The 16941-nt window shown below is 62.6% G+C and carries 19 protein-coding genes and 1 pseudogene; 9 read left to right on the top strand and 11 right to left on the bottom strand.

The features are described from left to right. Window positions 1–43: 43 nt before the first annotated feature. The 3 genes from ASF45_RS14385 to ASF45_RS14375 form a co-directional block, all read right to left on the bottom strand. Entirely contained in the window at window positions 44–694 is a 651-nt protein-coding gene (locus tag ASF45_RS14385) for a DsbA family oxidoreductase (RefSeq protein ID WP_063887677.1), read from the bottom strand. A gap of 1 nt (window position 695) precedes the next feature. Then, a complete protein-coding gene (locus ASF45_RS14380; RefSeq protein ID WP_056663454.1) occupies window positions 696–1271 on the bottom strand; it encodes a DUF2889 domain-containing protein in 576 nt (191 codons plus the stop codon). Between the two features lie 95 nt (window positions 1272–1366). Beyond that, the gene (locus tag ASF45_RS14375; protein WP_056663453.1) at window positions 1367–2596 is read right to left on the bottom strand and encodes an MFS transporter; all 1230 of its coding nucleotides are present in this window, start codon (window positions 2594–2596) and stop codon (window positions 1367–1369) included. 58 nt (window positions 2597–2654) lie between these two features. Here ASF45_RS14375 and ASF45_RS14370 point away from each other — a divergent pair, with 58 nt between their 5' ends. Beyond that, window positions 2655–3560, top strand: coding sequence for a LysR family transcriptional regulator ArgP (locus ASF45_RS14370; protein ID WP_056663452.1), 906 nt, complete (start codon window positions 2655–2657; stop codon window positions 3558–3560). A gap of 1 nt (window position 3561) precedes the next feature. Here ASF45_RS14370 and ASF45_RS14365 read toward each other — a convergent pair whose 3' ends face one another. The 3 genes and pseudogenes from ASF45_RS14365 to ASF45_RS14360 all read right to left on the bottom strand — a co-directional run bounded on the left by ASF45_RS14365 (window position 3562) and on the right by ASF45_RS14360 (window position 5170). Then, on the bottom strand, window positions 3562–4098 hold the full coding sequence (locus ASF45_RS14365) for a hypothetical protein (protein WP_056663451.1): 537 nt from the start codon (window positions 4096–4098) through the stop codon (window positions 3562–3564). A gap of 120 nt (window positions 4099–4218) precedes the next feature. Beyond that, window positions 4219–4341: pseudogene (locus ASF45_RS35305) on the bottom strand (metallophosphoesterase); the annotation flags it as partial. Between the two features lie 574 nt (window positions 4342–4915). Continuing rightward, window positions 4916–5170 carry a helix-turn-helix domain-containing protein gene (locus ASF45_RS14360; RefSeq protein WP_056663448.1) on the bottom strand — a complete coding sequence of 85 codons (255 nt, stop codon included), beginning with the start codon at window positions 5168–5170 and terminating at the stop codon, window positions 4916–4918. Between the two features lie 181 nt (window positions 5171–5351). Here ASF45_RS14360 and ASF45_RS35300 point away from each other — a divergent pair, with 181 nt between their 5' ends. The 3 genes from ASF45_RS35300 (at window position 5352) to ASF45_RS14350 (ending at window position 8180) form a co-directional block, all read left to right on the top strand. Continuing rightward, a complete protein-coding gene (locus ASF45_RS35300) occupies window positions 5352–5876 on the top strand; it encodes a hypothetical protein (protein WP_156473005.1) in 525 nt (174 codons plus the stop codon). Window positions 5877–6730: 854 nt separating this feature from the next. Beyond that, on the top strand, window positions 6731–7561 hold the full coding sequence (locus ASF45_RS14355; protein WP_056663445.1) for a BPSL0761 family protein: 831 nt from the start codon (window positions 6731–6733) through the stop codon (window positions 7559–7561). A 103-nt stretch (window positions 7562–7664) separates the two neighbouring features. Continuing rightward, complete coding sequence (locus ASF45_RS14350; protein ID WP_156473004.1) at window positions 7665–8180, top strand: hypothetical protein; 516 nt, start codon at window positions 7665–7667, stop codon at window positions 8178–8180. Between the two features lie 27 nt (window positions 8181–8207). Here ASF45_RS14350 and ASF45_RS35295 read toward each other — a convergent pair whose 3' ends face one another. After that, window positions 8208–8672: a hypothetical protein gene (locus ASF45_RS35295; RefSeq protein ID WP_156473003.1), complete on the bottom strand. Its 465-nt coding sequence runs from the start codon at window positions 8670–8672 to the stop codon at window positions 8208–8210. Window positions 8673–8737: 65 nt separating this feature from the next. Then, the gene (locus tag ASF45_RS14345) at window positions 8738–9124 is read right to left on the bottom strand and encodes an H-NS family nucleoid-associated regulatory protein (protein ID WP_056663438.1); all 387 of its coding nucleotides are present in this window, start codon (window positions 9122–9124) and stop codon (window positions 8738–8740) included. A 442-nt stretch (window positions 9125–9566) separates the two neighbouring features. Here ASF45_RS14345 and ASF45_RS14340 point away from each other — a divergent pair, with 442 nt between their 5' ends. Beyond that, complete coding sequence (locus ASF45_RS14340; RefSeq protein ID WP_156473002.1) at window positions 9567–10751, top strand: hypothetical protein; 1185 nt, start codon at window positions 9567–9569, stop codon at window positions 10749–10751. Between the two features lie 86 nt (window positions 10752–10837). Here the strand turns inward: ASF45_RS14340 and ASF45_RS14335 are convergent, their stop codons facing one another. After that, window positions 10838–12346 carry an SH3 domain-containing protein gene (locus ASF45_RS14335; RefSeq protein ID WP_082551022.1) on the bottom strand — a complete coding sequence of 503 codons (1509 nt, stop codon included), beginning with the start codon at window positions 12344–12346 and terminating at the stop codon, window positions 10838–10840. Between the two features lie 99 nt (window positions 12347–12445). Further along, entirely contained in the window at window positions 12446–12598 is a 153-nt protein-coding gene (locus ASF45_RS35290; RefSeq protein ID WP_156473001.1) for a hypothetical protein, read from the bottom strand. A gap of 419 nt (window positions 12599–13017) precedes the next feature. Here ASF45_RS35290 and ASF45_RS37095 point away from each other — a divergent pair, with 419 nt between their 5' ends. From ASF45_RS37095 to ASF45_RS14325, 3 genes are all read left to right on the top strand, one after another. Beyond that, window positions 13018–13467, top strand: a complete 450-nt coding sequence (locus tag ASF45_RS37095) for an HNH endonuclease (protein ID WP_156473000.1) — start codon at window positions 13018–13020, stop codon at window positions 13465–13467. A gap of 290 nt (window positions 13468–13757) precedes the next feature. Further along, window positions 13758–15272 (top strand): hypothetical protein, encoded by a 1515-nt coding sequence (locus ASF45_RS14330; RefSeq protein ID WP_156472999.1) that lies wholly within the window; start codon window positions 13758–13760, stop codon window positions 15270–15272. 163 nt (window positions 15273–15435) lie between these two features. Then, entirely contained in the window at window positions 15436–16062 is a 627-nt protein-coding gene (locus tag ASF45_RS14325; RefSeq protein ID WP_056663424.1) for a hypothetical protein, read from the top strand. A gap of 129 nt (window positions 16063–16191) precedes the next feature. Here the strand turns inward: ASF45_RS14325 and ASF45_RS14320 are convergent, their stop codons facing one another. After that, window positions 16192–16707 (bottom strand): arsenate reductase ArsC, encoded by a 516-nt coding sequence (locus ASF45_RS14320; RefSeq protein ID WP_056663718.1) that lies wholly within the window; start codon window positions 16705–16707, stop codon window positions 16192–16194. A 51-nt stretch (window positions 16708–16758) separates the two neighbouring features. On the opposite strand from ASF45_RS14320, the gene ASF45_RS35285 reads away from it, so the two are divergent. Then, window positions 16759–16941 carry a hypothetical protein gene (locus ASF45_RS35285; protein WP_156472998.1) on the top strand — a complete coding sequence of 61 codons (183 nt, stop codon included), beginning with the start codon at window positions 16759–16761 and terminating at the stop codon, window positions 16939–16941.

The raw sequence follows: 16941 nt of genomic DNA, 5'->3' as shown, positions 1-16941 counted from the left end.
CAGCGAAACAGGCGCTGCGCGCGGGTCTCCTGCTTGCAGGAGCTCAGGCCTGCTCGACAGCCTGGCGCATCGCGCCGATCAGCGTGGCCGGCTCCTGCGCGCCCGACACTGCGAGCTTGCGGTTGAAGATGAAGAAGGGCACGCCGCTCACGCCCATCTGGCGCGCTTCCTGGTCGGCCTGGTCGATGGCGGCCAGGGCTTCGGGGTCGTTCAGGTGCGCGCGTGCGGCTGCGGCGTCCAGGCCGGCCTCGGCCGCGATGGCGGCCAGCACCTCGGCATCGCCGACGAAGCGGTTCTCGATGAAGTAGGCGCGCAGCAGGCGCTCCTTCATGTCGGTGGCGTCGGCACCGCTGCGCTGCGCGAAGTCGATCAGCGCGTGGGCCAGGCGCGTGTTGGGCTGGCGCGTGATGCCGTCGATGTTGAGCTCCAGCCCGGCCGTGCGGCCGGCGGCGCGCACGCGCTCGTAGATCGCGGCGGCGCGTTCGGGGCCGCCGAATTTCTCTTCGAGGTAGGCCTTGCGGGCGATGCCTTCGGCCGGCAGCTCGGGGTTGAGCTGGAACGGGTGCCAGGTGATCTGCACGGGCGGCAGGCCGGCCGCCTCGGGGCTGGCCAACGCGGCCTCGAGCCGGCGCTTGCCGATGTAGCACCAGGGGCAGACCACGTCGGAGACGATGTCGATGCGCAGCGGATCCATGTCAGTTCTCCTGGCGGCGGTGCCAGCCGATGAATTGGGGGGCGATGCGTGCGATCACCGGGCCATCGAAGTCCCAGGACATGCAGCCGCCCATGAAGAAGGGTGGGGTGGTGCGCACGGGCTCGGGCTCGCCGCGCTGCTGGCGCAGGTGGTCGCGGTAGGCCCCCAGGGTCTGGAACGCGGCCGTGGCCGTGCCGAACAGCAACTCGCGCAAATGGGTGCAGCCGCGCGTGCTGCCGATGGCCTCGTCCAGTGCACGGCGCCAGCCGCGGCCCAGCGTGGCGCCGATCAGCTGGCGCACGGGGGGCTCGGCGCGCGGGCATTCCTCGAACGGGGTGGTCAGCATCGCGGCGTGGATGTCGACGATGGTCATGTTGTCGTCGATGGTCACGCGCACCTCCATGTCGTGCACGGGCGCACCGGCGGCGCGCTCGCGGCCACGCACGGTCTTGCCGTAGGGCTTGGTGTCGCGCAGGTGGCCCTCGATGTCCCACAGGCCGTCCTCGCGGTGGAAGCCGCGGTAACTGATGTGGCGGTCGTGGGCGGGCGCGCGGGGGGCTGGCGGCGGAAGAGGCATGGCGCTGGTGGCTGGCTGGCAAAGCGAAAATTCTAGGAGCCCCATCCCGGCCGTGCTCTGAAGGGGCCAATGGCCCCGACGCGCGGGCGACAGGCTCAGCCGGGCTTGCGCGCGAGCAGGAACAGCAGCGAGCCGCTGGCCGCCAGCAGCGCCAGCACCGTGAAGCCGGCGCGGTAGTTGCCTGTCAGGTCGACCAGCACGCCGGCCACCAGCGGCCCTGCCACCTGGCCGATGGCGATGATCAGCGTCGACAGGCCCAGGATCATGCCGATCGCGTTGCGGCCGAAATAGTCGGCACGGATCGCCTGCATGAGCGGGCCGCGCAGGCCCCAGGCCGCGCCGTGCAGCACCGCGAAGGCGGCCACCATGGCCGTGGCGTGGTGGCCGTAGGTCAGCAGCAGCAGCGCTACGCCGTGCGCCAGCATGCAGCCGGCCGAGAGGTAGCGCTTGTCGTAGCGGTCGCCGATCAGCCAGCCCAGCAGCACGCCGCCGATCTGCGCACCGGTCAGGAGCGTGATGACCAGCGCGGCCTGCGCCACGCTGTAGCCCAGGCCTTCCTTCATGTGGCTGATGGCGTGCACGTTGACGGCCGTGACCACCAGCAACGCGAAGCCGTGGCCCAGGCCCAGCAGCCAGAAGGCGCGCGTGCGCAGCGCCTCGCGCGCGGTGAACTCGCGTTGCGGCACCACGGCGGGTGCCGCACTGCTGCCGTCAGCCGGTGGTGGCGCGACGGGGTCGCCGTCCACGGTCGCGCCGTGGTCCTCGGGCCGGCTGCGGAACATCGAGGCCAGCGGCCAGCCGACCACGATGGACAGCACGCCCGAGGCGAAGGCCGTGGCGCGCCAGCCGTTGGCCACCAGCGACCAGGCCACGATGGGCACGAACAGCCCGCCCATGGCCATGCCTAGGTTCATGGCCGAGAGCGCCCGCGCACGCTTGCGCGAGAACCAGCGGATCACGGCGACGTTGATGGGGAAGTAGCCCGACAGGCTGGTGCCGATGGCGATGACGGCCACGGCCATGTAGAAGCCGGCCACGCTGTCGATGCGGCTCAGCAGCATGAAGCCGACACCGAAGGCCAGCACGCCGGCGCGGATCATGGCGCGCGGGCCGATCCGGTCCACCAGCCAGCCCAGCACCGGGCCCAGCAGTGCCGATTCCGCCGACTGCATGGCGGCGGCCCCCGACAGCGTGGTCTTGCTCCAGCCGCGCTCTTCGGCCAGCACGGCGACGTAGGCGCCGAAGGCCTGTTGCAGCAACATGGCCTGCAGGAACTGCAGGCCGCCACCCGCGCCGACCATGCGCCAGCCGTAGAAGATCTTCATCGGTGTGGCGCGCGGCGCCGTCTCCTCTTGTGATGGCGCTGACCATACCATCGCCCCCATGCACATGTTCGATCCCGATGCGCTGGAATGCCTGGCCGCCATCGTCGAGGAGGGCGGCTTCGAGCGCGCCGCGCAGCGCCTGCACATCACCCAGTCGGCGGTGTCGCAGCGCCTGCAGGCACTGGAGGCGCAGGCCGGCACCGTGCTGCTGGTGCGGCGCCCGCTCAAGGCTACGCCGGCCGGCCAACTGCTGCTCAAGCACACGCGCCAGCTGCGGCTGCTGCGTGCCGACCTGGACCGCGACATGCGCGCCTTCGCACCGCAGTCCGGCGGCCGGTTGCGCGAGCAGGAGCGCGTGGCCGTCGCGGTGAACGCCGACAGCATCGCCACCTGGGTGTTGCCCGCGCTGCAGGAGCCCGTGGCGCAAGGCCTGCCGCTGGAGATCATTGCGGACGACCAGGATTTCACGCAGGAGTGGCTGCGCGAGGGCCAGGTGCTGGGCTGCGTGACCACGCTGGACCAGGCCCTGCGCGGCTGCCGCATGGTGCCGCTGGGCGCGATGCGCTATGTGGCCGTGGCGGCGCCGGCGTTCGCGCAGCAGCGGCTGGGTGGTGCGCTCACGCCGCACAACTTCCACCAGGTGCCGTTCGTGGCCTTCAACCGCAAGGACGACATGCAGCGCGAGTTCGTCTCAAGCCGGCTGGGCCTGCCGCGGCTGGCACTGAACCAGCTGTTCGTGCCGAGTTCGGAAGGCCAGGTGCGCGCCGTGCTGGCGGGCTGGGGCGCCAGCGTGGTGCCGGAACTGCTGGTGCGCGGGCTGCTGGCGGCCGGCGAACTCGTGGACATCGCGCCTGGCCACGCCGAGCGCGTGGCGCTGTACTGGCACTGTTGGAACCTGGAGTCCGAGGTGCTGGACGGGCTCAGCCAGGCGCTGACGCAGGCCGCGCGCGCGGCGCTCGATTGATCTATTCGCCCAGCGTGGCGCGCAGCGCGCGGGCCTTCTCGGCGTCGAACGGACCTTCGACACGGGCCAGCACCTCGCCGCGGCGGTTCAGCACCACCACATGCGGCAGTTCCACGCCGGACAGGCCGGTGGAGCGCGCGAAGGCTGCACGGTCGGTGAACACAGGCACCACGGTGGCCTTTTCCTGCGCGTAGCGCTCGCGCAAGCGGTTCTCGATCATGCCGCGCTCGGCTGCGTCGCCGGGATCGTTGACCACCAGCATGCGCAGCCAGCGCACGGAGGCATCACCGCCCAGCTGCAGGCCGTCGATCCAGCTGTCGACGGCGGGACGCTGGTCGCGGTGGAAGCTGATGAGGGCCAAGGTGCGGTCGGCATCCAGGCCTTCGGGCAAGGCCAGCGGCCGCTGGTCGAGTTGGCGTGCCTGCAGGTTCGGCAGGCGTCCCATCACGCTCGATTCCGTGGGCGCCGCCACAGCGAGCAACAGCGCGGCCAGGATGGCAAAAAACCATGCCAGGGTAGGTGACCAGACGCTTTTCATACGGTGGCTCCTGTGCGCGATGACGGGATGGACGAAGAGCAAGATAGCGCGCGTGCGACAACCCTGGTCGCACATGGTGATTTCGAAACGTAAGAAGTTGCGACGAAATGCTGGGCGCGCTCAGATCTCGATGAGCAACTGGGGGCGGAAGCCTTCCTGCTCGCCGTTCTTGGCATAGCCCAACGGGTTGGCCACGACACGGCAGCCGCGGTGCACGTAGTCGCTGGGCGCATGCAGGTGGCCGTCCTTGGCAAGTGCGACAAAAATGGACATAGCTTAACTCATTGTTTTTTCGTGACTTTCCCGTTTCTGGTCCAACCCCAACGGTGTCCGTGAGCAAGCTTCGCACATGGACACCTTCGACCCTACTTCTGTCGTGGTCTTGGGGCCCCTTGATGCTCATGATGATGGCTTTGAGGCTTTGCGAGCACCCGTTCTGTGGTGTTTTCTCTGTGGGAAAGTTAATTCTTTCTAGTGAGGCAAGCCCGAAGGGCGCGTCAGCGCAGTTGTAGCGGGGAGAGTGCGAGAGGGTGTGAACAACATGTGAATCACCTGTTTAATTCCAGTGGAAAACTTTGGGCGGCGGTTACCGCTCTGGCAGCAAGGAAGGGGAGCAGCGCAGCCGTGGCGAGTGTGGCTTCCAATTCAGTGCGAGCCTGCTCACATCGCTTCCAACGAGGCAGGAGCACTGGAACTGAATGACCGCGCAGACGCTTGCCGCCGAAGAGCAATGCATCTCCATGACGCCAGGAGCGACTAGCCCGCTGCAGGCCTCCAGCTGCCGTTGAGGCATCAGCGCAAGACGCCGATATGCCCTCTACTTGTCAGGTGCTTCACCGCCACTAGGCTTCTCTAGCAAGGAGGCGACCGGTACTCCGAGCACGGCGGCAAGCTTCTCTATGTTGTCCACAGTGACGTTTGAGAGACCACGCTCAAGTTGGCTGATGTAGGTCCTGTGGAAGCCGGCCAATTCACCCAAGCGCTCCTGAGAAATCCGCTGCTTCATTCGCAGCGCGGCTACGTTCGCCGAGAGGAGCATCCGCGCAGTCAACACTTGATTCGGCTCACTCATCGACCGTTGGCTCTCACAGGGGCTGTCTAAAAAGAACGCGCAGCCTAAACATCTACTGCGCAGACTTCTACAGCCCAAACATCTACACGCTATACATCTACTGCCTATACATCTACACTCCCGCCTCTTGGCGACATGGCCTCACGTCGGTGCGCCTGATACGAGATAAGTGACGACAACCATGACCGAACCCTTTGGAGCATTCCGCGTTTCGCTGGATGACGAGCTGTCCCCGCGCGACCCCAGCCTTCATCTGCTCCAACACAGCTACTACTCAGCGGCGCAGGTTCTGGGTTGCATGGTCTTTCTTGTGGGCGGCAGGCTGAAAACGTCCTATGACGACGCCCGAGTGCAGTTCGTACATGTGTCAGCCAGCAGCGTTATCCAACTGACGCGGGACCCGCGTGTGCACATCGACCGCCTGATGGTCTCGTGCAGCCACGAGGACTCAGGGTCACATGAATTTGGTGAAGTGGAGTGCCTGTCTGCTACCGCGGACCACCAGCAGGTCGAGCTCAAATTGAGAACAGGCTGCGTTCTCCAGATAGCGGAGGGCGATGTGCGCCGCAGCGCGAACCTCCGGAACGCGCTGCCAGTGGTTTGGCGCGCGCCTCATACCGGCATCGCATATGGCGTTCAATCAAGAATTTCCACGAGAAAGACGGAACCGCTTATGGCACCGGCGCCGCTTGAGTCATGTGCTTGAGCGACTGTTCAGCCACTGCCTATACCCATCTCCTCCTGTGAAACGGCACTGAATGGACTGGAAGGTTTCGCCAATTGCTTCGGCTCCCACCAAAACTCTGGACGCATGGTCGGCGCTGTCGGTGCCCCTGTATGGTCGGACGAAGCCATGGCCCACCTTTCTCATCGGATTTCGCCGAGAAGGATGCACAGGGCAGGTCAGTTCGCCAATTGCCGTAGTTGACCCAGTCACGAGACGAGTCGTCACAGCTGATGGCCACGTCTACCTGCTCAGCAGACGCCCAGGATTGAATAGCGACGCATTTTGCCTTTGGCGGCTCTTTCGAGAGCGACACAGCATCGTCGAGGAGCGCGACATGACCGATGACATTGCCTCGCTGTTCACCGAGCCGAATCAAGCGGAGGAGGAGAGTCCATGAGACAACCGAACCCGCATCTTCAATCACCACCTGCGACAAGCCGCCACGGCGGTATCGACCCACGCGGTGCCGTGCTAGCAATACGCAGCGAAGAAAATCCAGCCGATACCGCTTCCAACGCGGAGCCTCCAATTGCTGCGCAGCGCCGTGCACCAAAAGGTCGAAGCGTCGCAATGGACGAGTTCTTGCGGCGGGTAAATGGGAGCTCCAGATTCACCTTTGCTGCTATCGAAGCGGCTCTGACAAAGTTTCGCGCCGAGCGCCCAAACTCGGACGCAATGCCTCCCCAGCCACTCCCGCTCGATGAATGAATTAGTTCTGTTGGGCTCGTTTCGCGCGCAGCTGAATTAACTTCTTGGAAGGTCGCATGCGCTCATTGCTGTCTAGAATTTTCTCGCACCGCACTGATGAAGCACGTCAACCAAGGAGCCAGCCGATGACCATGCCTGACGAACGAACGCGTGCCCTGACGGAGACGCGTGCATTCCTGGAGCAGCTGCAATCACGTGAAGCAATCCCCAATGTGCCGGACGATGTTCGAGACATTGCGCGATGGTTGCTGCGGCACTACCCCACGGCGGGCAATCTGCACTCTGCGCATCTCGGCATGCCGCATCTCTACGCACCGGTTCTGGGGTCCAAACAACCTGATGAGCTTGCGCAAAGACCGGAGCAAAGCGGCTTCTTCTGGCAAGACGACGCGACAGGCGAGGACCGGTCGGAGGCCGACGTCAGGCGGACGCTCACATGGCTGACCGACCCGGCACACAGCACCATCGCAGACGAACTCGAGTCTAAGCTGCCAGTGGACGTCTCCCTTCGTCGAGGGCGCCCAGTCTCATGCGATGACGCTCCGCCTGCAGCAGGAGAGCAGGCCAGCATTGCGGTGGAGCTCCGCCGGCCTCGCAGCGAGTGGTACGAGTACATGTCAGACGACCGCGACCGAGACACTGAACGCGCGACCACCGGCACTGCCGCTGCCGCGCGGGCATTCGAGCGCCTACTCTCGTTCGCAGAGCGCTCTGGGACGAACCAAACTGGAGTAGTTTCGAAATTCATCGCGTCCGTGGTGGGATGGACTCATTTCGACCTCTACGACCTGCGCAGACTAGACAGCCCCATTGCCGACGACATCCTGCTGTGCATTGATGGCATTCGCTGGGGCCGTTGCGCGATTCCCGACCTGCTTCCGGATGGGCCACAACGAGCTTTGCGGGTCTCGCAGAGCATTGGCTTTGGGCCGCGCGACCTACCGTCGAAGGGATAAGCCTTTGCTATGCGTTGCGGGAGAGAGGGGGCATGACGACGATTGCCGGCTATTCGCCCTTCCAGCCGAAGTTTTGCGCAATTCGATAGTGAAGTACCCGCTGATGGAAGCATTTGACGGTCTGCCTATGGCGCGTTCGACCGAAGAGCTTGGCGCTCCATGGGGACCGAGCACATGCTTCGACCGTTCAGCCAATCGTGCCCTTCGAATGGCTCCGCAAAGTTCAGCAACGACGGGTCAGCACAGGCGATTTCTGTACCTCGATTTCGACGGGGTGCTGCATCCTGCGGATGTGTGGCTGATTCCCGGACAAGGCTTCCGATTGGGAGCTAGTTCCGAGGGGCACACGCTCTTCGAACACGCCAATCTCCTGGCGGTCAACCTCCCATTCGGCATCACCATTGCCGTCAATGAAGACCGCGGCGCAGCCATCTCGGCGAGCAAGCTAGAGCGCGAGTTTTACTTGCCAGACGACGAGATTGGAAGCAAATCGGAGGTAGCGGCGGCGGCGTTTGAGTGCCTGCTCTTGGCGCTGATGGATGCTGGGTTCGAAATGGACTCGCCGCAGGGCCATCGGGCTATTCAGCGTGCGGTCGCCCTAACTGTGAGTCGGCTTTGAGACCCGCGCGCGAAGTCTGACTACCGGCTAGCGCAGGCCATTTTTCAGCGCTGCCACCACGGCACCAGCCGATGCAAAGACGCCACCGTACAGCGCGGCGTTGACCACTAGGAACGCAACGAGGACTTGTACAACCACTCCTGGCTGCATTCGCAACTTCAGCACAAGCAATGCGGCTGCAATGCGGCGAGGATGCGCGCCCCGAAGCCGAAGCCGTCGTGCAGCGCGCTCTAGTCGTTGATTCGGCCCAAGCGCGCTGTCCAAGAATGCTGACAAGTTGGCGAAGAACGCGAATGCCGAGACCAGCGCACAGACGATGAACGCAAACGTCGGCGCCCAGTTGCTCAAGTCGACACGATTGAAATCAAGTCGCACCGAAAGGAACAGCGCGACGGAGGCGAACAGAAAGCAGGGGGTCAGGTTCCGGAGAAACTCGAGAAAGGCGCTGCGACCTGCACCCAAGATGTGAATGCTTAAGAGGGGGGTGACCATGCCCGACAGGATGCTCCGGGCGAAGCGTCTGCGCTTGCGACCGATAGCAGTAGTTGGGGCGCGTTTCACGTGGTCGCGATGAGCAGGTCTTCCGCCGTCTTGCCGGCCGCGATTGCATCGAGGAACCACCTCGGCCGCTTTCCGTTCCCAGTCCAAGTCTTGCCGGTGCCATCGCCATACTTGGCGACGCCTGCGACTTTGGCGCTCTTCACCTTCCTCCTATGGGGGGCGGCAACAGGCCCCGCAGCAACTACGTTGCTACTACCTGCTTTGGAGCGTTTTGATACTGGGAAACCAAGCTGCTCTGCGCTCAACCCGTAGTGCGCAATCGCCGCCTTGATGCGGTCAACGACGCCGGCGACCTCAGCAGCGCGAAGTTCGGCGGCTTGCTGCTGCAGCTTTTCGATTTGCTGCTCAATGTCCGCGAGCGAGCCCTTTTGTCGACGAGCCATTTGAAACCTTGGAAGTGGAGGTGGAACGAGTTTAGGACTTTCGATGGAAGTGTGACCGGCTTCCGCGCTAAGCTAGCCTGCTATGGCCTTCCCGTTCACTCCGCCGCTCATTCATAGGCTTGTCTCTCGGCTGCCTCCGCGAGAAGAATCCACAGAAGACGCACGCCGAACCGTGCTTCGTGAGCTCCGCAAGTACAGCGCAGCTTCGATAGTGGCCGCAGCACTACGTCTTCTATCGTCACCGACGGTTGACAGACTGCATAGCATTCGAATGGCGCCGTGGCACGTCCTATTGCTGGTCAAGTGGGCAATGCAAGACCCGTATGTCCAACTCGAGAGTGGGCGAGCAATTACATGGGCCCAGTTCGACGAGTTGCGGCAGAGGCTGTGGGACTTGGGGGGAGAGGAACATCGGCGACATCCTCCCGACAATCTGGCTCTAATGCTGAGGACCCTTCTGCAGCAAATCGAGTTCCAGCGGCCCGTGAGCTATGGATTCTTGCGTTGGCCTGCGTTGATTGGGCGCCAGGACAGAAACCATCCCTCCTATCGGCAGTTTGTTGCCACGCTGGGGATGTCGCCCGAGCATTTCATTGACCTGAGCTATGGCGTCTATGCCGCTGTTCTGTCCGATGACGGCAAGGTGCCCGGCGGATGGTTCGACACCTTGAAGCCTTCGTATGGAGCGAGCGTTGACGCGTTTTGGGGGCTTTTCGTCCGTGACCTGTTTTCGCTGCGTCAGCAGCTGAGAGGCGAAGCTGCAGGACGCCTTACCTTGAAGCAGGAGCTCGCGTCATTTCCGCACCTGAAGCGGTATCCGCTGTTCAGAGGCGCGGGTGGGGCTGTTCGCTGTTGGCACCCACTTGTGTTCGCTCGAGGCCTCGAAGAGGCTGCCCATCTTCGTCTCTCTGAACTGCAAGACCAGTACACGAGGCCGTTCAGTCGATTGTTTGAGCAATACGTCATCGAGCTTGCCAAAACGATGCTCCCAGATGCGCTCAGCGACGCGGAGTACCTTGCCGCGGTTGGTGGAGGCGAAAACTCCAACGTCGAGGCTGCCGCGGTCCTCGGGGACTGCAACGTTTTCGTCGAAGCAAAGATGGCTTTGTTCTCCGACGAGCTTTTGTTGACAGACAGTGAATGGCAGGTTTACACCAAGACCAAGCCACTACGAAAAGCGATTGACCAAGCGTGGAACGTCGGCCGGGCCGTGCGGACCCCGTCGACGTCGCTGCGAGAGTTCTCCAGCGCCGACCAAGACTTCTTGCTTGTCGTGACGAGTCGCGAGTTGCATGTCGGCGGTGGCGAGAAGCTTCGTAGCTTGTACCGTCAGGGACGCCTTGAACATCCTGACGCGGAGGCGCAGCGCAATCTTCCGTTCCACAACGTGTTCGTTGTTTCTATCGAGAGCTTCGAACGCCTCACCATCGCCGTCGCAGCGGGAAAGGTGCACCTGGCAACGGTGCTGAAGGATGCGGCGCGCAGGTGCCAAGACCCGTCGACGGCGCGCCCGTTTTTCGAGGACTACTTCAGTCAGCAGGTTTCTGACTGGGGGATGTCGCCGCTACTCCTGCACGCCAGCGACGGCTCCGAGGCGCGGTTGTCGCACGCCCTTGGCGCAGACTGAATAGGTAGTTGGGGCCGTGAGCTGGGATGTCCAAGAATGGCCAACGAACCCCACAGCACCTCGCGCGCGTGCTTCTTCGCGCGCTCTCAGGTGAAGCGCCTCAGGTATCTTGAAAACACCCAGCCTTGCAGTTCAACCTTGCCATCCTCGCTGCGCCAGGCGACTAAGGTGAAGTCGCGGTCCTTCTCCAGTATCCGAACAGTTTGACTGAAACGCAGCTGACCGATGACCGGTGCTTTTGCTTTTGGTCCACTCCTCAGGTCCAGACGCTGCACGTTTACGAACCTATAGTTGCTGAGCAGCCTGACGTCGCCTACGGCCTCGCGCGCAGCCTCTTTTACCTGTTTGACGGCCTCTTGTTTCGGTGTGCCTTCCAGCCACTTCTTCACGTAGAAGTCAGCCACCGGGTTGACAAACGAGAAAACGATTGCCATCAGTACTGGTACAAGGATTGCGAACAGCAACCTTTGACTCTGGGGCTCTTTTGTGGCCAGGATGACCTGAATAATCCTGTCAACCGCCTCTTGCGCCGTGTAGGCTTTCGATACGACGTCGGTGACGCCTTGGACGAGCTGAAGAGCTTCTTCGCGAACTTCATCTGACTCCGGCAGGTGCGCAGCGTCTTCCAGCAGGCTAAGCAGGCCGTAGGGAGCGCTGGCCAGGGCCATGCTCTCGAGAAGCGCTCGCGCGGACGAGACACCCAGATGCTCATTGAAGCGGGCAAGTGACGCAGTGATGTCCTTATAGGGGTCGCTCCACCTTGCAGCTTGTTCCGCTGCCAACTGAAGCGTCGCACCTCCGCTCATCTCCTCAAGATATCTAGCCGCTACCTTGCTGGGCGTCAGCATCTCCTCAAGCGCCCGATTTCTCGCCAGCACTGCCGAGTCGAGAATCTCCATCCTAGCTGCAGCGCTTGCTGCCGACTCAAACGCGCCAAGCTGTGCCACGGTACTAGCAACGGAGTCAAAGGCCCCGAACCTTGCCGAGGTGGTGGCAACGGTATCGAACACGCCGAACCTTGCCGCTGCACTTGCTGCGGATTCAAAACCAACCACACTGGTGGCCGACTCAACAGCTCTCAATGTCCCATCGACGCCTGCGATGGACGAGAGACTGCTCACCTTTGCCGCGGCGATAGCGACCGATTCGAAGGCTCTAAGTTCGGCCATAGCGCTGGCCGGAGACTCGAACGCTGGCAGCCCTGCTGCGACGCTGGTGGCGGCTTCAAACGCTCTGAGCGTCGCATCAGCACCAGCGACGGAGGCCAATGTCCCCAGTCTAGCCGCGGCGCTGGCTTCCTTGGAGTAGCGCCGAATCTGCTCCAGCGCTGACGATTCCGCCGCCAGTGCTGCGAAGACTTGCTTCTCAGCAAACCTGGATTGCTCCACGCAGGCAAACGCGAGACGGTCCGCGTGCATTTCCTCGAGCTGTTTGCGAAGGGAGTCCACAGGTCGCGTCATGGCCTCGTGGGCGGCAAGCTCGGACGCAATGGTAGTCGGGTACCAGTTGGCCGCACTTAGGGCGGACGACCCGTCAGCCCACACTGACCGGTCGGGTGTGCCTGCCATTCTGCGAGGATGCATCTGGTGGTTCATGCTGAGATTGTGGCTTGGCGAGGCCGTGTGTCCAGCAACCAGAATCTCCGACCGGACGACCAGTTGCTCCGGTGCGCACAGCCGCGCCGACCTAGCTGCTCAGGAGCCGCGGAAAGGCTCGACAAGCTTTCCGTCGACAAACACATCGTCGCCCTTGACCTCAATAAGCATCTCCCCCCAACGACTTTGCCCGACGTAGCGCTGCACGCCTTCCGCCGCTACAGGCAACTCGGCCTGCGGGCTCGGCTCCACGCGGCGAATGACAGGTCGGTCGTTCTAAACCTCAAGTTCAGCGGCTGTCAGAACCAAGACCAGAGGCGTTGCAGCCAGGCTGGTATCTGGGGAGCGGGACGAATGCTGTACTGACGGTGTTGCTGCATGGGCCTCTCCAAAAGTCTGAGGTGAACTGTACAAAACAACAGCCGTGCGTGCAAGCGCTTTGTGGCATGGCGAGTGCGAGATTCGTCTGGCGGCCTAGTCAGGCTCGACTCCCTCGCAGGCGTAGCCCACCTAGCTGCGTGAACGTCGGTTAGGCGACCGGGCGCCGGGCGGCGTTCCGTTTGCATCTTGTCGGAATACGCGGCACACTTCCGTTGCGTTTGGCCGGGAGGCCAAACCCGCTGCGCTCGGACGAGCCAGCAACGCCGGCTTGCGCGACGCACCGGTGCCCGATGTGGCGTGACGCCGGCACGGGGACTTTCCTCAATCCAGGAGTCCTCATGCCAACGCGAATTCAATCTCTTCGACTTCAAGCCTTCCAGCGCCAGTGTGGCCTGTGCTTCTACTGCTCGGCTCCGATGTGGCTGCTGTGCCCGAGCGAGCTCCCCGGCTGTCATCCCGCGCAGCATGCCTTCAAGCAGCTTCGCTGCACTGCTGAGCACCTGCTACCGCAGAGCGAGGGCGGCCTGGACCGCGAGGACAACATCGTTGCAGCTTGCGCTCGTTGCAACCACACGCGGCACCAAAGGAAGCGGCCGCCTTTGCCGTCAGCCTACCGAGAAGAGGTGGCCAAGCGAATGCGCAGAGGCTGTTGGCACGATTCTTTGGTGCACAGGTGGTTGTCGCTGATATCCCAGCTGGCGGTTGCTGCCGCGCAGCCAGAGGTGGTCAGGACGCGGTAGTGTTGAACATGATGCGGGCCTCGAGGTGCACGGCCATATGGGTCTACGCATCTCCTCCTTCCAACGAATGATGCCATTCGCGCCGTTCCTTGGTACTCTCCGCGCCGGGTTGGTGGGCTCGGCTTGCAGTGTCGACGGCAGAGCGGTGCCGTTGGTCCTCATGCCGCGTGTGTGTCCGGACGGGCTGGGAGGCATCCATGGCAATCGGTCTGCTTCGCGCGAGTCTCGCAACTTTGGTACTTGTGCTGCTGCAAGGCGTAGGGGCCCCCTCGGCCGCGGCGCAATCGACGGTGAGGCCCATCACCTGTCGGTACGTTGAGCACAGACCCTTTGCCCCTACGTTGACAAGAATCTGGAACGGGGCCACGAGCAACGAAGCCCCCGAGGTCGTGGCCAAAGGTGTTCCCAGGGAGTGTCCGCCGACCTTGCGCCGCGGCAGCCTGCATCTTCAAGGGCCTGGTGCCATTCTGGTCGCCGTCCCTCTCGCGGCGTACGAGGATGTTAGGAAGACGGCAGGCGATAAGCCTTTGCGGCTGTTCCTCAACGGGTTCGATATGGGGGCTCAGGGGCACCTCAGTCACAGAGAACAGGTAGACGGTAAGCCCGCTCAGGAAGCTGCTGGTGGCAAGGAAGCGGTGCAAGCCATCGCTCCTCACGTCATTCTGAGGTTCAACGTGAGCGCGCGCCAATCCAGCGCTGAGGCAGGCTTCTGGTCGAACCTCTACGAGCAGGCTGGGCTCCTCGATACGACCACGTTGCGCGTTGGAGTAGGCTGGGACAAGGAACCGGTTTTCACCGACTCTCACCTGCAAACCGTTGAGGGGAACGAAATGACCGCGCAGGTCGCCCATCGTGGATACGTCGTTTTCTCGTCGGTGCTGCTCGTCGCGTTCCTTGGGCTGTTTCTGTGGGCGCTCTATCGGTGGGATATTTTCAGAACGAGGACGCTTGACCCTTGGTGGAGCGATGTGCGGGCTCTTCGAACCCAGCACGTGGCGAAAGCTCTAAGGGAAGGAAAGGTTTCGCTGCGCGACTGGCAGGCAGCGCGAGTTGCTTCGTTCCCAGCCCTGCCCGAGATATGGTGGGGGAAAGCGATTCTGCAGCCGTTTCGAGCGTACAACTTCAAGTTCGACAAGTTCGACGCGAACGGTCCGCATTTCACGGATTTGCAAAACTTGGTTCGTGCTTCCGGGCGGGGTTTCAGCTGGCCAACCACCACAACCGCAGCCGACCAGGCCAAGTGGTGGGAGGAGAGGAAGGACTTCGCTGGCCGGATGCTTAAAGGGGAAGCGCTGACGGACGACCAAAGGATTCAGGCGTTGCTAGGGCTGGTGACGCGAGAGGAGGGGTGGACAACGCCTCGTCTCCCGTTCAGTTTGGCTCGCGTCCAGTCCGGGACGTGGCTCATGTTCGCGGTTGGAGCCGCACTCTACCTTTGGGCCGTCTACGGACAATTCCCTGCATTGTCGGGGTCAGTCCTCGCTTTGTTGGCCATCAGTGCTGCCACCACCGGAACGTCGTTGATGGTTGATGGAAGTAAAGCCACCGGCGATGCACCGTCTAGAGGCATCCTGGACGACCTCATCACGGATGCAGACGGTGTCCATCAGGCTCACAGATACCAGGCCCTTGTCGTCAACCTTTTGCTTCTGGTCGTCGGCGTAGCGTTCGTAGCGCAGTACCTCGCCTTCCCGACGTTCGACCCAACTTGGTTGGGCTTGCTCGGGCTCAGCGGTATTGCGCAGACGGTAGGCAAGCAGGCGGTTGAGCGAGACAAGGGCGCCGCTCCGCCAAAGGTACCGTGAGGCCATCGCTGGAGGGCAAAAGTCATGTCCGGGAAGCTTGAAGCCCTTAGAGACTCATGCGAACCTGAACACACGCGCGTTGCGGTCGTCACGAGTCCGACATGTTGCGCCTGCATCGTGAGCCATGTTCCCTTAACGCTCTTGCGTCCATCGGAGGTGCAGCATGAACGGCTTTGAAGGTCCTTTCCATTTCGTGGTCGACGACGAGGGCACCGAGGTCCCGTGGGACCAGGTCAGCGATGCAGTGCGCGCGGAGCTTGAGGAAGCAGGAAGGCACAACCCCGAAAACTCCAAGCTCTACAGCTTCAAAGTTGCAGTGCTTGAGCATCCACATCGGCTTGAAAAGCACCATGATTGGAGCGCCGTCTCCAGGGTGTGCATTCAGGTCAAGCTTCCGAGCTCAGCAATGACCCTGGCAGGTGTCTCGCCAAGGAATAAGAAGGCATCCGATGTGTTTCAGAACGACCTTGGCATCGACGCAACGGTGAGCGCGGAAGGCCGACTATTTGACCTGCTGAACTACAAGCTGAACCTATCGAGCTTTGCCAAGCAGAATGCCAGCGAGCAACGCTACGCTGTTCTGAATTCGTTCAACCGACGCGTGGCACAGTGGATTTATTCTCGCGGCTGGCCATTTCTTGACTTCACAAAGTACCTCTACGTCGTCGTTCCGAATGGCCTCTCCGCCGAACGTCGAGTCATCAAAGTCTCGGTGAAGGCGGTGCGGCCCAAGAATGTGGAGTTGACGCAGGTCGGGCTGTTTGAAGAGCCCGTCAGCCTCCCGGCTTAGCCACTGAATGGCCGAGGCCAGGGGCATAGGTGGCGACCTTTGCACGGCGTGTCGAGGTCGCGACAAGCACTGAACGTCGTTGACGGCCGTCGAGGTCGCACTCGCGGTCGTGTCGTCAGCGCATCAGGCTCAATGGCGAGCGGCCCCGATGTCCGTCAGGTGCTGGTGGATGGCCATCCGGTCCAGCTTTTCCAGCGGTAGCGCGAGCATCAGGTCGATACGTCGCTTGAGCGCCAAAGCCGCGTCTCGGAAGGCATGCTGTTTTTGGCTCTCATCGCCTTGGACAGCAACCGGGTCCGGTATCCCCCAGTGTGCCGTCAGCGGCTGGCCTGGCCATACAGGACATGTCTCACCGGCTGCCTCGTCGCAGACGGTAAAAATGAAATCCATCGCTTCGGCGTCCGCCTTTGCGAAGTCGTTCCAGCTTTTCCCAGGCGTGGTTTCGACCGGAACCTGCATCGAACGCAGCTCCGCCACCGCCATCGGATGGGCTTCGCCCTTGGGAAACGTGCCGGCCGCGTGCGCCTTGAAGCGCCCTTTGCCAACGTGATTCAAGATTGCCTGGGCCATCACACAGCGGGCCGAGTTCCCCGTGCTGATGAATAGGACGTTATAGGGCTCGATGTCGACGATATCGTTGTCCATGTGCTGAAACCTCGTGATGCGCTGAAGTCGCGGCGGCGCTGCGCCATGGCCATGAGCATGAGCATGATGGCATTGCATGGCCGCCAGGGCAAGACGCAGCCGCAAGCGCATGGCGGCATCCTCTGTCACCGTGTCAGCGCCGTCCACCAAGTTGCCAATGACAGTCACCTCTCTGTCATCAACGTGATGCGCCGTCAGCGGATGCTGTCTGTCGCATCCCATTCCCCGGGGTGA

It is taken from the genome of Pseudorhodoferax sp. Leaf265, from assembly GCF_001422365.1.
Classification (GTDB): domain Bacteria; phylum Pseudomonadota; class Gammaproteobacteria; order Burkholderiales; family Burkholderiaceae_C; genus Pseudorhodoferax.
The sequence above is the reverse complement of the archived record's forward strand: the minus strand, read 5'-3'. Positions and strand labels throughout refer to the sequence as shown.

Excerpts from the sequence above, each read along its gene's own strand:
- ASF45_RS14385 (WP_063887677.1), bottom strand. The coding sequence starts at position 694 with ATGGATCCGCTGCGCATCGACATCGTCTCCGACGTGGTCTGCCCCTGG.
- ASF45_RS14380 (WP_056663454.1), bottom strand. The coding sequence starts at position 1,271 with ATGCCTCTTCCGCCGCCAGCCCCCCGCGCGCCCGCCCACGACCGCCAC.
- ASF45_RS14375 (WP_056663453.1), bottom strand. The coding sequence starts at position 2,596 with ATGAAGATCTTCTACGGCTGGCGCATGGTCGGCGCGGGTGGCGGCCTG.
- ASF45_RS14370 (WP_056663452.1), top strand. The coding sequence starts at position 2,655 with ATGCACATGTTCGATCCCGATGCGCTGGAATGCCTGGCCGCCATCGTC.
- ASF45_RS14365 (WP_056663451.1), bottom strand. The coding sequence starts at position 4,098 with ATGAAAAGCGTCTGGTCACCTACCCTGGCATGGTTTTTTGCCATCCTG.
- ASF45_RS14360 (WP_056663448.1), bottom strand. The coding sequence starts at position 5,170 with ATGAGTGAGCCGAATCAAGTGTTGACTGCGCGGATGCTCCTCTCGGCG.
- ASF45_RS35300 (WP_156473005.1), top strand. The coding sequence starts at position 5,352 with ATGACCGAACCCTTTGGAGCATTCCGCGTTTCGCTGGATGACGAGCTG.
- ASF45_RS14355 (WP_056663445.1), top strand. The coding sequence starts at position 6,731 with ATGACCATGCCTGACGAACGAACGCGTGCCCTGACGGAGACGCGTGCA.
- ASF45_RS14350 (WP_156473004.1), top strand. The coding sequence starts at position 7,665 with ATGGAAGCATTTGACGGTCTGCCTATGGCGCGTTCGACCGAAGAGCTT.
- ASF45_RS35295 (WP_156473003.1), bottom strand. The coding sequence starts at position 8,672 with ATGGTCACCCCCCTCTTAAGCATTCACATCTTGGGTGCAGGTCGCAGC.
- ASF45_RS14345 (WP_056663438.1), bottom strand. The coding sequence starts at position 9,124 with ATGGCTCGTCGACAAAAGGGCTCGCTCGCGGACATTGAGCAGCAAATC.
- ASF45_RS14340 (WP_156473002.1), top strand. The coding sequence starts at position 9,567 with ATGCTGAGGACCCTTCTGCAGCAAATCGAGTTCCAGCGGCCCGTGAGC.
- ASF45_RS14335 (WP_082551022.1), bottom strand. The coding sequence starts at position 12,346 with ATGAACCACCAGATGCATCCTCGCAGAATGGCAGGCACACCCGACCGG.
- ASF45_RS37095 (WP_156473000.1), top strand. The coding sequence starts at position 13,018 with ATGTGGCGTGACGCCGGCACGGGGACTTTCCTCAATCCAGGAGTCCTC.
- ASF45_RS14325 (WP_056663424.1), top strand. The coding sequence starts at position 15,436 with ATGAACGGCTTTGAAGGTCCTTTCCATTTCGTGGTCGACGACGAGGGC.
- ASF45_RS14320 (WP_056663718.1), bottom strand. The coding sequence starts at position 16,707 with ATGGACAACGATATCGTCGACATCGAGCCCTATAACGTCCTATTCATC.
- ASF45_RS35285 (WP_156472998.1), top strand. The coding sequence starts at position 16,759 with ATGAGCATGAGCATGATGGCATTGCATGGCCGCCAGGGCAAGACGCAG.